The organism is Shewanella frigidimarina NCIMB 400, assembly GCF_000014705.1.
GTDB classification, from domain to species: domain Bacteria; phylum Pseudomonadota; class Gammaproteobacteria; order Enterobacterales; family Shewanellaceae; genus Shewanella; species Shewanella frigidimarina.
Genome location: NC_008345.1, coordinates 4,623,690 through 4,638,066, shown reverse-complemented (window position 1 = coordinate 4,638,066; position 14,377 = coordinate 4,623,690). Strand labels below are relative to the sequence as shown.

The window sequence follows — 14,377 nt, the reverse complement described above, 5'->3', positions numbered from 1 at the left end:
CGTTCCTTATTGCGCACGTTTCAGAGTGAAGATTGCAATACGATCACAGATGTCTTCAGATAAATTGGCAACTTCGTCAATACGGTCAATAAAATATCGTAGCTGAACTTTATTGATGAGGTCTAAGTCAGTGTCAAATAGGTTTATTTTTGTTTTGGTACAGAGCCGGTCGGCTTCGCTTTCAAAAGCGATAACCTTTGTGTGGTATTCCTGTACCCGTTGTAAATCGGTAAAAAAACTGCGAGCGCATAACACTGTGTGATCGATAGTTTCACCTACCGCCTTCAATAACCTGAACAAATCTTCTTCAATTTCTGGCGGAATAATCGGTTGCTCAATTTTTAGGTGCAACCCTATGATGTCCTGCTTATTGATAAGCCGATCGGCAAGGTTTATTAATGAAGCCACATCAGATCGTAAGTCTGGGATCAGGGTTTTAAGATAGAGAATCTGCTCGATTTCTCTTTTCAATAAATCAGCTTGATGCTCAATTGACTGCAGTTCATTTAGCGTATGCTCAAATTCAGGGCTTCTAGGGCCATATGCGAAGTAACTTTTCCACATTTGCACTGATTTATGATGTGACAATGTGACTTGGTCAAAAAATAAATAGACCTTAGTTTCAGTCGAGCGACTTTGCGAGAGAAGTGTGGTGATTCGAGAAAAACCAAACATTGGCATCTCCTTAACAGTATGGGAAGGAAGCCGAAACGTAGGTCAAATGAACGGATTCGTTATTTGACCTACAGAGGAACGCTATTGATTAAATGCTTCTGTAATGGTGAAAGTAGAGTTAGTTTTAGACCCTTGATGGCTAGAATCAAACCCAACAGCCTTAACTTGTTGATTAATGTATTGATATGCTTCATCCAGTCGCGCTTTATCACCATCGCTACCTTTAAATGAAAACTCAGCGAAAGTTATCCGAGGTTTACGGTAGTAAGGGGTCCAAATTTGGAACTCCATTTCAATATCGTTAAAACGCTTATCTTTAACAAATCCGTCCCAACCATGAGTTCGCATCACCACGGTTTGAATCAAATCTTGCTTATGTTGATTGTATATATCACTGACAATGTCCCACATCGCTTGATTGCGTTTTATGATGTCAAATACCGTAGCGATATTAACGTGCTGTATGTCGATGTCATTGGGAGAATAGGGCAGATCGTAACTGACGCTATAAGCTGCATTACCCTCTGTATAGTCGACTTCAGCCTTTTTGTAACCACTCAGTTCGCCGAACGCTTGAGGGTTATCGGCACGTAATTTTATGGTGATTTTGCTTTTACGTGGTGTAGTCACATTTTCTCTAACTCGAATATTAATGTGTTTAGCATTAAAATCACGATTAGGCGTATCAATAAATGTGACCAGTTTTATGCTTAATTCCTCTTCGAGAGTGATAAAACTAAATGCATTTGTAAAATCAGGCGTCAGTTGATCTGCAGCATAAGGTAATGTGCTAGCCACTCCAGTATTGACGTGGTATTCCAAAGACGTAAATTGGTTCGGTGAAAGTGCATAAGCACCGCTATGGAGGCATAAACTAACTAAGCCGATAACAAGTAAATGAGTCTTCATTTTCACTATCTCCTAAAAAGCAAACTGCACACGAGCTTGGATGATATTTCCATCTTGGTCGTATCGCGTTACACCATCAATGTCGACATAAGCTTCTTTATAATCTGCTTTGGTATGGACATAGTTAAGTTGAGTTTTTAGGTTATTTTCTAAATACCAATTTACACCTAGGATATAGTCTGTTTTTTTGCCGCCGATAATATCTGAGTCAGTATCATCAAAGTTTGCGTGGTCATACCTAACTGCAAGTTCCCAAGCTCCGTAACCTCCAGCAGAAATGGCACTTGCAGGGCTGATCGCTTTAAAGGTGCCTTTTTTGTTACTGTATTGCCAGCTTTCACCGGTTAAGGTGTACACGGCTTGAGCATAATAGCTATCGACAGTAATTGTTGGGTCATCGACTTGGTCAGCTTTTGCGATCATGTACTCGGCTTGCAAGAGCAGATTATTACGTTGATAAGCCGCTTCAATACCATAATGTTGGGTTGAGTCTGCATCAAATTTGCCAGTGTCGATAATTCGACCTGCTGGCTTGCTGCTTGGGCGAGCACGGTAACGTGTTTCTAATACTTCATCATTGTTTAAGGTGTAAAGCGCACTTGCGCCTAAATGTAACAGGTGGACATTATTATTGATGGGGGCTGCGGTGAATCTTGCATTGAAAATATCTTGTTGGAAATTTTTGTCGTCATCGTCGAATCCGGCATTCATACCATAGCCAATTTTGAAATTATAATAGTTGGCAATATAACCCCACTCAATACCGATGCCTCGCTCTGGAGAGAATGTATCCGTTGATGCTCGTTCTAAAAACGCCAAGTTTTTTGAGCTTCCGGTCGCTTCTAATCCAAAGCCAAATTTTTGAAAGCCAATGGTTAACTCATTATTGTCCCAGCCTCTATAGCTCACATTGGCATCTTTTATTTCAACGTCCGATTCACCGTCAAAATCAAATTCGAGAGCATATTTCCATACATTTGAAAAATAACCTTCAATACCAAAACGGATACGACGTAAGCTAGCATCGTTAAATTTATCTTCATAAGTGAATTTGTTACCCGTGTACAGTTCATCAGCACTGACATAATCAGCTTGAAAACGACCGGTAAATTCAAGGGTAGAACTGCCATCTTTAGATATTAATTCTGGGGTTGGACTGCTTTTTGAAAACTTAATTCGGTCTACTTTATTTGCCGCATCCTTTGCTTCAATTAACTCTTTTTCAAGGGCATCTAATCGCCGCTCTAGTTCGATGATTTTGTCAGAATCAGCCGCCATTGCATTTGAGGGAAAACACAAAAGCGCAACTGAAATTGCCAGCGCAACACTGGAGATAGAGAATACTGTTTTGGTAGTCATAATAGTCATCCTTTGAATATTTATTATTATTTAACGAAATGTTAAATCCACTCAATCTAGTTGTTTAAGAATATGACTATTATTGTGATCAAAATATGATCGCCATCAACTAATCTTGACTAAATCTTACAATTTGCTTCTTTTTTGTTTGTTTGTCGTTTCTGGTTGGTTAACAAGAATTTTTGTAGAAAAAAGTAGAAATGTAACTTAATGGTATTATCAGTAAAAGATAAGAAGGCTGGAACAATGTGTTTTAATGTAAGTGACTAATTCAATTATTTTTTAATGTCTATTTTATATTGTCGAGTAGATTGTGCTTAAATGTGGTTCTGGTCATCTTGTAATCGAATAATTGACACGTTATGTATATCGATAAATTGATGCTTAGTTCATTTTTAAAACAATTTTGACAAAGGTTTGATGGGTTAAGTAATGCTTTTGTTGTACTTTGTGTCTGTTTATATAAGAACTTAATTTTTTAAAGATGGATTTTAAATAAATGAATGTTGCATTAAAACGGCGAGGTATTATGATTTATCCCATTCATTTTTATGATGAGATAAATTAAAGATGTCATTAACAATCTGTTTTATAGGCTATTGAATCAATGGGGGGTATTTTGTTGTTGATGTGACGAACTAATGCCGTCGTTTGATGTTGTTATCATGGTGAGCAAATAGATTGAGGGAAATGAAGCATGCTTTACCTGCGCAGGCTTCAATTTATCAGTTCAAATTATCAGTTCAAATTATCCGTTCAATTACCAAGAGGTAAAAGGCTGCTTCATTAGCATTGAGTTGTAATAGCGTCTGTCACCCGTGACTTCTTTACCTAACCAGCTGGGCTTGTGTACTTTTTGTGCTTCATCAGTAAGCTCTACCTCTGCAACCACCAAACCTTGATTTTGCTGGTAAAACTCATCAACTTCGAAAGTGTGATTCTCAAACTCGACTAAGTAGCGTGTTTTATCAATAACACCAGGCTCACAAATTTTGAGTAGATCCTGTGCTTCAGCGACTGAGATTTCACTTTCCCATTCATAGCGGGAAGCCCCAGACTCATTACCAATACCTTTAATGGTTAAAAAACCTTTATCACCTTTTACTCTAACTCGGACAGTCCGTTCAGGCACACTCGATAAATAGCCTTGAATGATACGGACCGAACCAACGGCCTGCGATTTAAATAAATCGCTTTTGACTAAATATTTACGTTCGATTTCTTGAGCCATGATGCAAATCCTTAATATTTATCCAACCAACTTGAGTTACCGTCGGACTCATTAATGTTAGTTAGCGAGAGGTAAGTTTTTCATCCCAATAACGCGTTTTATCGCTTGTAAGTAATTGATATTTTCAACTCCTGTCAGCTTTAAATCACTTATGGTTTTTTGTATATCTTCTATTTGAGTTGATTCGCTGTTGATACTGACAATTCGCGCGCCATTAACGAGCACGTTCGCTAATTCGCAAATTGTATCATTAACCATATAGGCGTAGCGCTGTTTATGAATGTTGACTGCCTGTAAGTCTGGGTGGTTTTCGATAACAACGAGGAAGTCTTCTAAACAATAGCTGTCTTGGGTTAATGCGGGTAAATCAACCATAAACGCGGGGAATATTTCTTCAATCAGTCGTGTTTTACTCAGTGGAAATACCGCTTTAAGTTTAGGGGCCCATTGTTCTAAGCCGTTGACCGTTTGCACATAGGATTTTATATCCATCTTACCGTCGCGAATTTTGGTATTGTTCAAATCATTCGTGCTGGAGATGATATAAATTTCGTCACTTTCTCGGCACCAAAGCTTTTCTGGTACGGGTACCGATAAGCGCGCCATACGATAGGATGCTTCGGTAAAGTTTTGCCCGAAAGTTCGAAATTCAAAACGAGGTTTAGATATTTCACCGATGGTTAATTCAGACATGAGTCAGTCCTTTTATGCTGTCGTAGTGTTCGGATGAAGCTCAACCGTCACAATACTCCCAAGAGATGATAAAGAAAAGATCCAGATCAATGTTGTTATTGATAAGTTTTAATCTAATCTTACATCAATCGTTTTGTGTAATAATGATTTTCGTCATTAACTAATGATTTTAATGGGAATATTTAAATCATAATTTAAGTCGTTCGTTCTATGTGAATATTTAATTAAAACTAGTTTGTACTTTCGTTGATCTAGATCGAATTTCATTGCTACTTTTACGGGTAATGTTTATTCAGCAGTCGCATTGCATCGAAAGGTAAACAAAATGACCAAGGAAACTCCTTTAGCGACAGACCCACTGGATATGAATCAATATCGAATGGAAAAGCTGCCAATTCGAAATAAAAGTACCGTTGAACAATGGTTAGCTCGTATAGGGATTTGGATTGCACTTGCCGTATTTGTATTTTTACTCACCGCCGACCCTATGCCGTTTTTAGTTAACATTGATAGCACTATGCTAAGCAAAACTGCGGCAGAACATTTTGACCAAGCTGGAGAAGTGTTGTTTAGCTGGCATGGTCAGGCAATGTTTGCGATTTTCTGTGCGGCCATTATTCTCTGGATAACAGAGCCTATACCGAATTATTTAACGTCATTGATGGTGATTATTGCGTTAGTGCTAACGGGAGTATTACCCGAAAAGGTAGCATATGCGCAATTAGGTCATCCGATAATGTGGCTCAATATTTTATCGTTTATCTTGGCTTCTATGTTGGCGACTACAGGCGTAGCTAAGCGCTTTGCGTTATGGTTTATCTGTCGTTTTGGGACAAGTGCAACCCCCATTTTTTACAGCTTTATGCTAATCAATTTGGTTTTGTCGGCCTTTATTTCTGCAACCACAGCAAAAGCCGCCATTCTCATGCCGATTTTTATGGTGATAGCCGCGGTGTATGGTGCTCGAGGTGGTGACAATAAAAATAATTTTGGCCGCAACTTAGTGCTGCAAAACCTACTGCAAATTAACTTATGTGCTGGCGCTTTTGTAACAGGCTCAGGGGCGAATTTATTGGCTGCGAGTTTAATTGCTGGTGCTATTGGTGGTAGTTTCTATTTTGCCGACTGGATGATTATTTCGATGCCCGTGGTAATTTGCATGATCATTATTGGTTGGTTTGTTGCGACAAAGATTTTTTTCCCATTATCCCCCGAAGAACGCTTACCGCAAATTGAGGGAGGAATGGACCGTTTACAGCAAGAGCTCAATAAAATGGGCCGAATATCATTTGTCGAAATTAAATCTATTGTGATTTTTGTGACTATTTTGATATTTTGGGCAACCGACAAATATCACGGTGTCAGTGCTACCGCGGTTGCATTTATTGGCGCCATTGTGGCTTTGCTTCCTCGGGTTGGTGTGGTGAACTGGAACCAGGTAGATGTGCCATGGCACTTATTACTTTTTTCTGCGGGGGCGTATACCTTGGGGGCTGGATTCAAACAAACTGATTTACCTAATCTGGCAGTAAATTTTAGCCTAGAGTATTTTGGTTTAGATGAAAATACACCCTTCAGCGTTTTCTATATAATGTTAACTGGTGCAATGTTGTTTAGCTCGGTGATATTTCAATCAAAAACGATGCGAACGATGTTGTTTATCCCCATCGCGATTGGGGTCGCCCAGCGTTTTGATTTTCCTATTATGAGTTTGGCATTACCTGTAGCACTCCAAATAGAGCATGTTTATGTTTTACCTTTTAATAGTAAGCCAGCTTTACTGCTGTATTCCACCGACCATTATAGTTTAAGTGACACGTTTAAATTTGGATTTACCATGCTAGTTATTGCTTGGGTGGTATGCATCGTATTGGGTGAAACGTGGTTTAGATGGTTAGGTTATACCCCAAATGGGGTGTTTTGGTAGCCTTCAAATCGTAAGACAATAGTATTGAGTACTAATATGAGCGCAAAGAAAAATGAAATTCGAAGTAAATTGGCGCTACTGCAATTAGCAACGGAACTTGGCAGCATAAGCAAAGCATGCGGCATCATGGGTTACAGCCGTGACAGTTATTATCGTTTCAAAAAACAATATGAAACGGCTGGTGAACGTGGTTTAAAGAACTTATCTCGAAGAAAACCAGCATTAAAAAATAGAGTTTCCCAAGCTGTAGAAGACCAAGTTATTGAGATAGCACTTGATTACCCTAATTATGGTCAAGCAAAAGTCGCAGAGTTGTTGACAGCCCGAGGCTGCGCTATTTCTGCCAGTGGCGTTCGCACAATTTGGGTTAGGCATAACTTAGAAACAAAGAAAAATCGATTATTGGCTTTACATAGCAAGCTAAAACAAGACAATAATTTAGCGCCTTCAGATCAAGTGCGCATTGAAAAACTGTATCAACTCGATTCAAATGATCCCATCTTTGAGTGTCTTTACCCAGGTGATATTTGTGTGCAAGACACCTTTGATTTAGGGGTTATAAGCCCATTAGGCCAGTTATATCAACATACGTTTGTTGATGGTTATAGTCAGTTTGCGATAGCGGTGATCATGCCAGAACGTGATTCTGCTTCAGCCGCTGAGTTTCTTGAACAAACTGTTCTACCTTGGTATGCCACTGCCCAAGGGCTCAATATCAATACTATTTTAACCGACCGAGGCAGTGAGTTTTTTGGCAAAAAAAGCCAGCAGTTTAGCGATGTTTTATCTGCTCATAATATTAATCACATTCAAATGAGAGCGTACAATGGCCCGGTTGTAAATGGTCTTGCAGCTCGTTTTCAAGACCTAGCATATCATGAGTTTTATGAGCCATTCTTGAAAGAAAACAAAGCCGGTTCGTTGTTAGATCTCAATCAACAATTGGCGAATTGGTTGTATGACTATAACCATTCTCATGCCATATCTGGGCGTTATACATTAGGTAAAACCGCTGCAGAGGTACTGAAACTCACTAAGCACTTATCAGAAGCATCAAGCCAATGTAGTTAACATTGCAGATGGCAGTTTACAAACCTAAAGTAGAACGGTCGTCTAGAGTTGTTTGCTATAATCATAAAAGTGGTACGCGGTTAGTTGTAGGGGATTATCGGTATTACCGCCTTCAAAATGTGTTGATGGGTTTTGCTCAATGCTACGCCAGTAAATAACAGGCATAAAAAAACCGTAAACGCCTATTAAGTGCTTACGGTTTGATAAGTATTAAATACTTATCTCATAGTAACAAATTCTTCTGCACCCGTTGGGTGTATTGCTACTACGGCGTCAAAGTCTGCTTTGGTTGCGCCCATTTTCATTGCTACGCCAAAACCTTGCAGTATTTCATCCATGCCAAAACCAATGCCGTGAATACCGACAACCACTTCATCATCACCAGCACAAACAAGCTTCATTTTGCAGGCTTGGCGATGTGCTGTAACAGCTGAGTACATTGAGGTAAACGTTGAGGCGTAAACCTTAATATTGTCTTGGCCATACTTTTCAGCTGCTTCTGGCTCAGTTAGACCCATGGTGCCGATAGGTGGATGGCTAAAAACCACTGTTGGAATTAAGCTGTAATCCATTTTAGCGTCTGGCATGTTGCCAAATAAACGCTCTGACAACAAACGACCCGCTTTAACGGCAACAGGGGTTAATTCAACACCGCCCGCCATAATGTCGCCAACACAATAAATGCCTTTTGCGGTGGTATTTTGTTGCTCATCAGTAATGACATAGCCTTTAGCATCTAATTGCACATCGGTGTTTTCTAAGCCGATATTGCCTGTTGATGGTGAACGACCAATGGCCCAAATGAGGCAATCAATCGTTAAGCTTTGGTCATTTTCTAATAGTAACGTCAAACTACCATCGGCATTTTGGGTGACCGATTTAGGTACGCTGTGAGTGTGAAGCGTTGGGCCGTCGGTGGCCATAGCGTCAACTAATGCGTCGGTTAATATTGGGTCAAAGTTACGCAGTGGCGCATGTTTACGTACTAATAAATGCGTTTCGCTGCCCAGTGCGTGTAATACACCCGCCACTTCAACAGCAATATAACCGGCACCCACAACCGCTACGCGCTTAGGTTGCGCACGTAATGCGAAGAAACCGTCAGAGTCGATACCGTGTTCAGCGCCAGGAATATTAGGAATTGTTGGTGCGCCGCCAGTGGCAACCACAATATGGTCGGCAGTGTAGTGCTCGCCATCAACTTCAATGGTGTTGTTATTGATAAAGCGACCATAGCCATTTAATAAAGTGACTTTATTGCTCGCAAAGCCACGGCCATAAGCATCATGAATACGGCCAATGTAGGCTTCACGATTGTCGACTAGCGTATTCCAATCGAATTTATTGACGGTAACATCAAAGCCATAATCTTTGGCGTATAGGTTCAGTGCTTCAGCGACATGAGCGCCATACCACATGACTTTTTTAGGTACACAGCCGACGTTAACGCAAGTGCCGCCAACGTGCTTTGCTTCAATAATTAATACTTTTGCGCCACGCATTGCTGCACGGTTTGCTGAGGCGATCCCGCCACTGCCTGCGCCAAGCGCGATATAGTCAAAATGTTGAGCCATGATTATCTCCACTGCGGTTAATGCATCCATTGTAGGGGGGATTGTGTTTGCAATCTAGTCGTTCCCCCAATGCATTGTTAGCGTTTATGTTGGCATTCACCACGGTCAACGTTATTAGGACCGCTGGTTGCGCACTTAAGGCAGGCCCATTCGCTTTCTCTAATATCGATTTCATCTTGATAATGACTAAATTGACTGTTTTGGGTATGGCGTTGCTTCTTTTGTAACTGCTTTATGCGGCTATGCAACCAACGACAGCTTGGATCGTTAGCGATTGTCGCACTCTTTAAGGTGGTGCGCTTTACGGTTGATGAGCGCGTGTTGTTCTTTTTGATGGGTGATTTTTTGTGGCGCGGTTTAAGGTAAATATCATCGGCTCGATATTCTAAAGCGGAGCTTTGCTCTGTGGGGATAACAATCACATTACCTTGATGATCGGTTGCGTATTGCGATGGGAGTGAGTTGGCATTGTCATTGGTTAACTGGGTGGGTTTATCGGGCTGTTTAATCATCAGTTTGGTGAGCTCGCTGGCAAGTAATGAGGTACTGAATAGCATCATCACCGCGGCGAATAAGACAAATAGTATATTGATAAGTCGAGTTAACATAAGCTTCCTTGCTTGAGTCTAGGGGGCGTCCTGTAGCCCCTTTAGTCTAGCCTTGGATTGCTAAAATGCTAGCAAAGCTTAAAAACTCAGTTTGAAATGCACCCCTGCATAGGTTTGATCTAAACTGCCCTGAATATCATCGGCACTGGCTTGTTGCTTAATATCTCCTTGAGCGATGCTGTGGCTAATGTGTGCAGATAATGCCATTGAATCATTCAACTTTTGTTCGGCTTCTAGTCCAAATTGGAAATGGTTAGCGCCGTTGTGTTCTTCACTGCTGTATTGAAAATCAAATCCCTGAACAATGTAAGGTGTCAAAGTGAAGTGTTGATTGATTTCCCATGGGCTATGTATGCTCAGTTCAATGAAATAGCCGCCAGCTTCGGTTGCATAAGTGTAGTTAACAGCGGGTACAAACCAAGTTAATCCATTAACCGTTAACGCGCCGAAAAATTCATTATCGGAACAGCGCTCATCGCCATAAAATTCTAAGCGCTGGTAGCCTACTGTGGCATCAATATTATTAGCGAGATGTAAGGTGTATTCTAGCCCTAGGTTCCATTCCACATAATTCACTTGGTCTGCTCGCCCTACAATGGCATAAACAGCTAGGTCGTTTTGTTCAATATTTGCCACTGCCCATGCAATACCGCCATGCTCTAAATTATTACGACCTTGAGTGACATAATTATTTTCCCAAGCAACATCAACCCCTGCAGTCGGCTGGTATTCTGCCGTGGCGAACGCTGACGAGGATGTCATCAAGCACATCATCGTAGCCATTGCACAACAAAAGGCGCGGGCATAATGGTTGCGGTTTGATAGGCAAAAATCGAAGTTCATGTTTATTGAGCTCATATCGAAAAATGGGAAAGTGCTTTTAATCAAGCGAATGGTAGCCCTTTTAGTGGGAAAATAAATGATAATCAGTCTCGTTTGGGATCTGCCTGTCAATATTAGTTGTGTAAATTAAGTGTAAAATTAAATTGGGATCTTAGTCACTCTATTTGTTGATTAAATCAGTTAGGTGACTGGGCTTGTTATACGTTGAATCAACGATAATATGGTCAAACTTAGTGATGATAAGTGCTGTGTATCGCCTCGAAACTAAGGTTATATTTATCGGGATAAATTGTTTCTACGCTTGAAAACGGTAACAATTAGCCCAATATAGGCTAAATACTCACGCGACATATTTCGAGGAATCTTTATGAGCAATCCATTGCTAAGTAGCGCAGAATTACCAGAATTTTCAAAAATTAAACCTGAACACATTCAGCCTGCAGTTGAGCAAGCCATTGCCAAATGTCGTGAGACTATTGAAGTATTATTAGCAAAAAATAGCCAATACACTTGGGACAATCTCATTGAGCCTCTTGAAGACGTTGATGATGAGTTAAGTAAAATGTGGTCGCCTGTGTCGCACATGAACTCGGTGATCAGTAGTGATGAATTACGTGATGCTCACGATGCTTGTTTGCCGTTGTTGTCAGATTACGGCACCTATGTTGGCCAGCATCAAGGTTTGTACGAGGCGTATAAATCGATCCACGAATCGGCAGATTTTTCCCAGTTAACTCAAGCGCAAAAAATGGTGATAGAGCAGAGCTTACGTGACTTTGAATTGTCGGGGATCGGCTTGGATGACAGTCAAAAAGCCCGCTATGGCGAAATGGTTAAACGCTTATCTGAACTCACCAGCAACTTTTCTAATCAACTGTTAGATGCTACCGAAGCGTGGACTAAGCTTATTACCGACGAAGCAGACTTAGCGGGTTTACCTGAGTCAGCCATCGCCGCAGCTAAAGCTATGGCAGACGCCAAAGAGCAAAAAGGTTGGTTATTCACCTTAGATTTTCCGTCTTATTTGCCTGTGATGACCTATAGCGAAAACCGTGAGTTACGCGAAGAGTGTTACCGTGCATTTGTGACTCGCGCATCTGACCAGGGTCCTAATGCTGGTGAGTTTGATAACACCAATAACATGAATGAAATTGTGGCATTGCGTCATGAGTTAGCCAATTTACTCGGTTTTGCTAGCTACGCAGATAAATCGTTAGCCACCAAAATGGCAGAAAACCCAGCACAAGTATTGGGTTTTTTAAATGAGTTAGGCGAACGGTCTAAAGACCAAGCGTCAACTGAATTAGCCGAACTACGTGCCTTTGCCAAAGATCATTACAACGTGACCGAAATGGCCTCGTGGGATTTGAGTTTTTACGCTGAAAAACTGCAGCAACACAAGTACGAAGTGTCGCAAGAAATATTGCGTCCGTATTTCCCAGAAGACAAAGTCTTGTCAGGCTTGTTCTATACCGTTAATCGCTTATTTGGTTTAACCATTAGCGAACAAAAAGGCGTAGACACTTGGCATAAAGATGTACGTTTTTTCCATATTCATGATGCCGATAAAGTACACCGTGGTAGTTTTTATCTCGATTTGTATGCTCGTAGCGGTAAACGTGGCGGCGCATGGATGGACGATTGTCGCGGTCGCCGGGTTACCTCTACTGGTTTGCAAAAGCCGGTGGCCTATTTAACCTGTAACTTTAATGGTCCTGTCGACGGCAAACCGGCGTTGTTTACCCATGACGAAGTCACCACAATGTTCCATGAGTTTGGCCACGGCATTCACCACATGTTAACCAAAGTGGATGTGGGCGGAGTGTCTGGTATTAATGGTGTACCTTGGGATGCGGTAGAGCTACCAAGTCAGTTTATGGAAAACTGGTGCTGGCAAGAAGAAGCATTAGCGGAAATATCTGGCCACTATGAAACGGGCGAACCATTACCAAAAGCATTGTTAGACAAAATGTTAGCGGCGAAAAATTTCCAGTCAGGCATGATGATGGTGCGCCAACTTGAGTTTTCCTTGTTCGACTTTAGAATGCACCACGAGTTTGACCCTGCTAAAGGCGTCGATATTCAAGGCATTTTAGACCAAGTGCGTAGCCAAATAGCGGTATTAACCCCACCAAGCTTTAACCGTTTTCAACACGGTTTTGCTCACATTTTTGCGGGTGGTTATGCTGCAGGTTATTATAGCTATAAATGGGCTGAAGTATTATCGGCAGATGCGTTCTCGCGTTTTGAAGCTGAAGGTATTTTTAATGCTGAAACAGGTAAAAGCTTCTTAAATAACATTCTTGAAATGGGTGGCAGTGAAGAGCCAATGGAGCTATTTAAACGCTTTATGGGCCGTGAACCCAATACAGATGCTTTATTACGTCACAGTGGTATTGCGGTGTAGATTTAACCCTATTCCCCAATGACTTCAGCACAAAAAAGCATAAACCTCGGTTTATGCTTTTTTGTTATTTTTAGGGTTCATATTCTCAGATAATTTTGAGAGATATTTGTTGCCTGTTAAGCCTTATTTGTCACAGGTCATGCCTTTCGTTCTTGAAGGACTTCTTTAAACGCGAACATGCCATTTAACGCTGCAGGAAAACCGGCATAAACAGACATTTGTAAAAGCACTTCTTTTACTTCTTCTTCACTGCAACCAACATTTAAAGCGGCATTTAAATGGACTTTTAGCTGAGGCCTACAATTGCCCAAAGCGGTGAGTGCCGCAACAGTGGCTATTTCTCGCGACTTTACCTCTAAGGCGGGTCGGGTATAGATATCGCCAAACGGATATTCAATGGTAAATCGGGCTAAGTCAGGGCAGATATCTTGTAGGCTTTCGATAACATTATGACCTGCTTCTCCGTCAATTTTTGACAACTGTTCCATGCCTAAAGTGAATCTTGAGTTTGGCATTGATGTACTCCTATCGATAAGTAGAAGTCACACCTTACAAGTTAGAGTTAACTCTAAGTCAACTGACTTTATTGGCTTTATACAAACTAATTTTGTTTTCTAACGCCAGTAAATGATTTTTCTGAAGTTCAATGTGAGCCTGTAACTGGTCTTTGTGACACTCAAGTAGTTGTTGGCGGTCTAACACTGTACCGGGCCCTAGTGTCCTCAATTGGGCATATTGCTGAATTTTGGTTAAAGCCATCCCAGTGTCTTTCAGGCGTTTGACAAAATTAATCCATTCTAAGTCTTTGGCTGTGTAGACTCGATGGCCACTGCTATTTCGTTGAATGTTGTTGAGTAAACCGACTTTTTCATAATAACGCAGCGTATATGAAGATAATCCGGCTAACGTCGAAAATGCTTTCATATTCATCACTTTACTCCTGAGTTAATGGGTTTTTCTATTAAATCTTTATAATACAATCAGTTATTAACGGTACTCTCATGTGTTATAGATGTGAAACAAAGCTATCGAGTAAAAGTTGTTGAGCATTATCAACAAAATTATGTCATCTATCTCGAG

Annotated in this window: 13 protein-coding genes; 3 read left to right on the top strand and 10 right to left on the bottom strand. The window is 40.9% G+C overall.

The window, feature by feature from the left end; translation table 11 throughout:
• Window positions 1-6: 6 nt before the first annotated feature.
• The 5 genes from SFRI_RS19975 to SFRI_RS19955 all read right to left on the bottom strand — a co-directional run bounded on the left by SFRI_RS19975 (window position 7) and on the right by SFRI_RS19955 (window position 4,867).
• Window positions 7-675 carry a DUF47 domain-containing protein gene (locus tag SFRI_RS19975; protein WP_011639293.1) on the bottom strand — a complete coding sequence of 223 codons (669 nt, stop codon included), beginning with the start codon at window positions 673-675 and terminating at the stop codon, window positions 7-9.
• Between the two features lie 81 nt (window positions 676-756).
• Entirely contained in the window at window positions 757-1,584 is an 828-nt protein-coding gene (locus tag SFRI_RS19970) for a hypothetical protein (protein WP_011639292.1), read from the bottom strand.
• 12 nt (window positions 1,585-1,596) lie between these two features.
• Window positions 1,597-2,943, bottom strand: coding sequence for an OprO/OprP family phosphate-selective porin (locus SFRI_RS19965; protein WP_011639291.1), 1,347 nt, complete (start codon window positions 2,941-2,943; stop codon window positions 1,597-1,599).
• Window positions 2,944-3,703: 760 nt separating this feature from the next.
• Window positions 3,704-4,174, bottom strand: a complete 471-nt coding sequence (locus SFRI_RS19960) for a CYTH domain-containing protein (RefSeq protein ID WP_011639290.1) — start codon at window positions 4,172-4,174, stop codon at window positions 3,704-3,706.
• 57 nt (window positions 4,175-4,231) lie between these two features.
• Window positions 4,232-4,867: a hypothetical protein gene (locus tag SFRI_RS19955; protein WP_011639289.1), complete on the bottom strand. Its 636-nt coding sequence runs from the start codon at window positions 4,865-4,867 to the stop codon at window positions 4,232-4,234.
• 325 nt (window positions 4,868-5,192) lie between these two features.
• Between SFRI_RS19955 and SFRI_RS19950 the strand changes: the two genes are divergently transcribed.
• A complete protein-coding gene (locus SFRI_RS19950; RefSeq protein WP_011639288.1) occupies window positions 5,193-6,794 on the top strand; it encodes an SLC13 family permease in 1,602 nt (533 codons plus the stop codon).
• A gap of 36 nt (window positions 6,795-6,830) precedes the next feature.
• Window positions 6,831-7,865: a helix-turn-helix domain-containing protein gene (locus SFRI_RS19945; RefSeq protein WP_011639287.1), complete on the top strand. Its 1,035-nt coding sequence runs from the start codon at window positions 6,831-6,833 to the stop codon at window positions 7,863-7,865.
• Between the two features lie 218 nt (window positions 7,866-8,083).
• Here the strand turns inward: SFRI_RS19945 and gorA are convergent, their stop codons facing one another.
• From gorA to SFRI_RS19930, 3 genes are all read right to left on the bottom strand, one after another.
• The gene (gorA, locus tag SFRI_RS19940) at window positions 8,084-9,439 is read right to left on the bottom strand and encodes a glutathione-disulfide reductase (protein WP_011639286.1); all 1,356 of its coding nucleotides are present in this window, start codon (window positions 9,437-9,439) and stop codon (window positions 8,084-8,086) included.
• 77 nt (window positions 9,440-9,516) lie between these two features.
• Window positions 9,517-10,047 carry a hypothetical protein gene (locus SFRI_RS21105; protein WP_011639285.1) on the bottom strand — a complete coding sequence of 177 codons (531 nt, stop codon included), beginning with the start codon at window positions 10,045-10,047 and terminating at the stop codon, window positions 9,517-9,519.
• Window positions 10,048-10,125: 78 nt separating this feature from the next.
• The gene (locus SFRI_RS19930) at window positions 10,126-10,809 is read right to left on the bottom strand and encodes a hypothetical protein (protein WP_244262846.1); all 684 of its coding nucleotides are present in this window, start codon (window positions 10,807-10,809) and stop codon (window positions 10,126-10,128) included.
• A 448-nt stretch (window positions 10,810-11,257) separates the two neighbouring features.
• Between SFRI_RS19930 and prlC the strand changes: the two genes are divergently transcribed.
• Window positions 11,258-13,297 carry an oligopeptidase A gene (gene prlC / locus SFRI_RS19925; RefSeq protein ID WP_011639283.1) on the top strand — a complete coding sequence of 680 codons (2,040 nt, stop codon included), beginning with the start codon at window positions 11,258-11,260 and terminating at the stop codon, window positions 13,295-13,297.
• A gap of 137 nt (window positions 13,298-13,434) precedes the next feature.
• Here prlC and SFRI_RS19920 read toward each other — a convergent pair whose 3' ends face one another.
• Window positions 13,435-13,812, bottom strand: coding sequence for a carboxymuconolactone decarboxylase family protein (locus SFRI_RS19920; RefSeq protein WP_011639282.1), 378 nt, complete (start codon window positions 13,810-13,812; stop codon window positions 13,435-13,437).
• A 58-nt stretch (window positions 13,813-13,870) separates the two neighbouring features.
• On the bottom strand, window positions 13,871-14,227 hold the full coding sequence (locus SFRI_RS19915) for a MerR family transcriptional regulator (protein ID WP_011639281.1): 357 nt from the start codon (window positions 14,225-14,227) through the stop codon (window positions 13,871-13,873).
• Between the last annotated feature and the right edge of the window lie 150 nt (window positions 14,228-14,377).

Bases quoted from the DNA above. Each gene is read 5' to 3' on its own strand.
- SFRI_RS19975 (WP_011639293.1), bottom strand. From the start codon at position 675: ATGTTTGGTTTTTCTCGAATCACCACACTTCTCTCGCAAAGTCGCTCG.
- SFRI_RS19970 (WP_011639292.1), bottom strand. From the start codon at position 1,584: ATGAAGACTCATTTACTTGTTATCGGCTTAGTTAGTTTATGCCTCCAT.
- SFRI_RS19965 (WP_011639291.1), bottom strand. From the start codon at position 2,943: ATGACTACCAAAACAGTATTCTCTATCTCCAGTGTTGCGCTGGCAATT.
- SFRI_RS19960 (WP_011639290.1), bottom strand. From the start codon at position 4,174: ATGGCTCAAGAAATCGAACGTAAATATTTAGTCAAAAGCGATTTATTT.
- SFRI_RS19955 (WP_011639289.1), bottom strand. From the start codon at position 4,867: ATGTCTGAATTAACCATCGGTGAAATATCTAAACCTCGTTTTGAATTT.
- SFRI_RS19950 (WP_011639288.1), top strand. From the start codon at position 5,193: ATGACCAAGGAAACTCCTTTAGCGACAGACCCACTGGATATGAATCAA.
- SFRI_RS19945 (WP_011639287.1), top strand. From the start codon at position 6,831: ATGAGCGCAAAGAAAAATGAAATTCGAAGTAAATTGGCGCTACTGCAA.
- gorA (WP_011639286.1), bottom strand. From the start codon at position 9,439: ATGGCTCAACATTTTGACTATATCGCGCTTGGCGCAGGCAGTGGCGGG.
- SFRI_RS21105 (WP_011639285.1), bottom strand. From the start codon at position 10,047: ATGTTAACTCGACTTATCAATATACTATTTGTCTTATTCGCCGCGGTG.
- SFRI_RS19930 (WP_244262846.1), bottom strand. From the start codon at position 10,809: ATGACATCCTCGTCAGCGTTCGCCACGGCAGAATACCAGCCGACTGCA.
- prlC (WP_011639283.1), top strand. From the start codon at position 11,258: ATGAGCAATCCATTGCTAAGTAGCGCAGAATTACCAGAATTTTCAAAA.
- SFRI_RS19920 (WP_011639282.1), bottom strand. From the start codon at position 13,812: ATGCCAAACTCAAGATTCACTTTAGGCATGGAACAGTTGTCAAAAATT.
- SFRI_RS19915 (WP_011639281.1), bottom strand. From the start codon at position 14,227: ATGAATATGAAAGCATTTTCGACGTTAGCCGGATTATCTTCATATACG.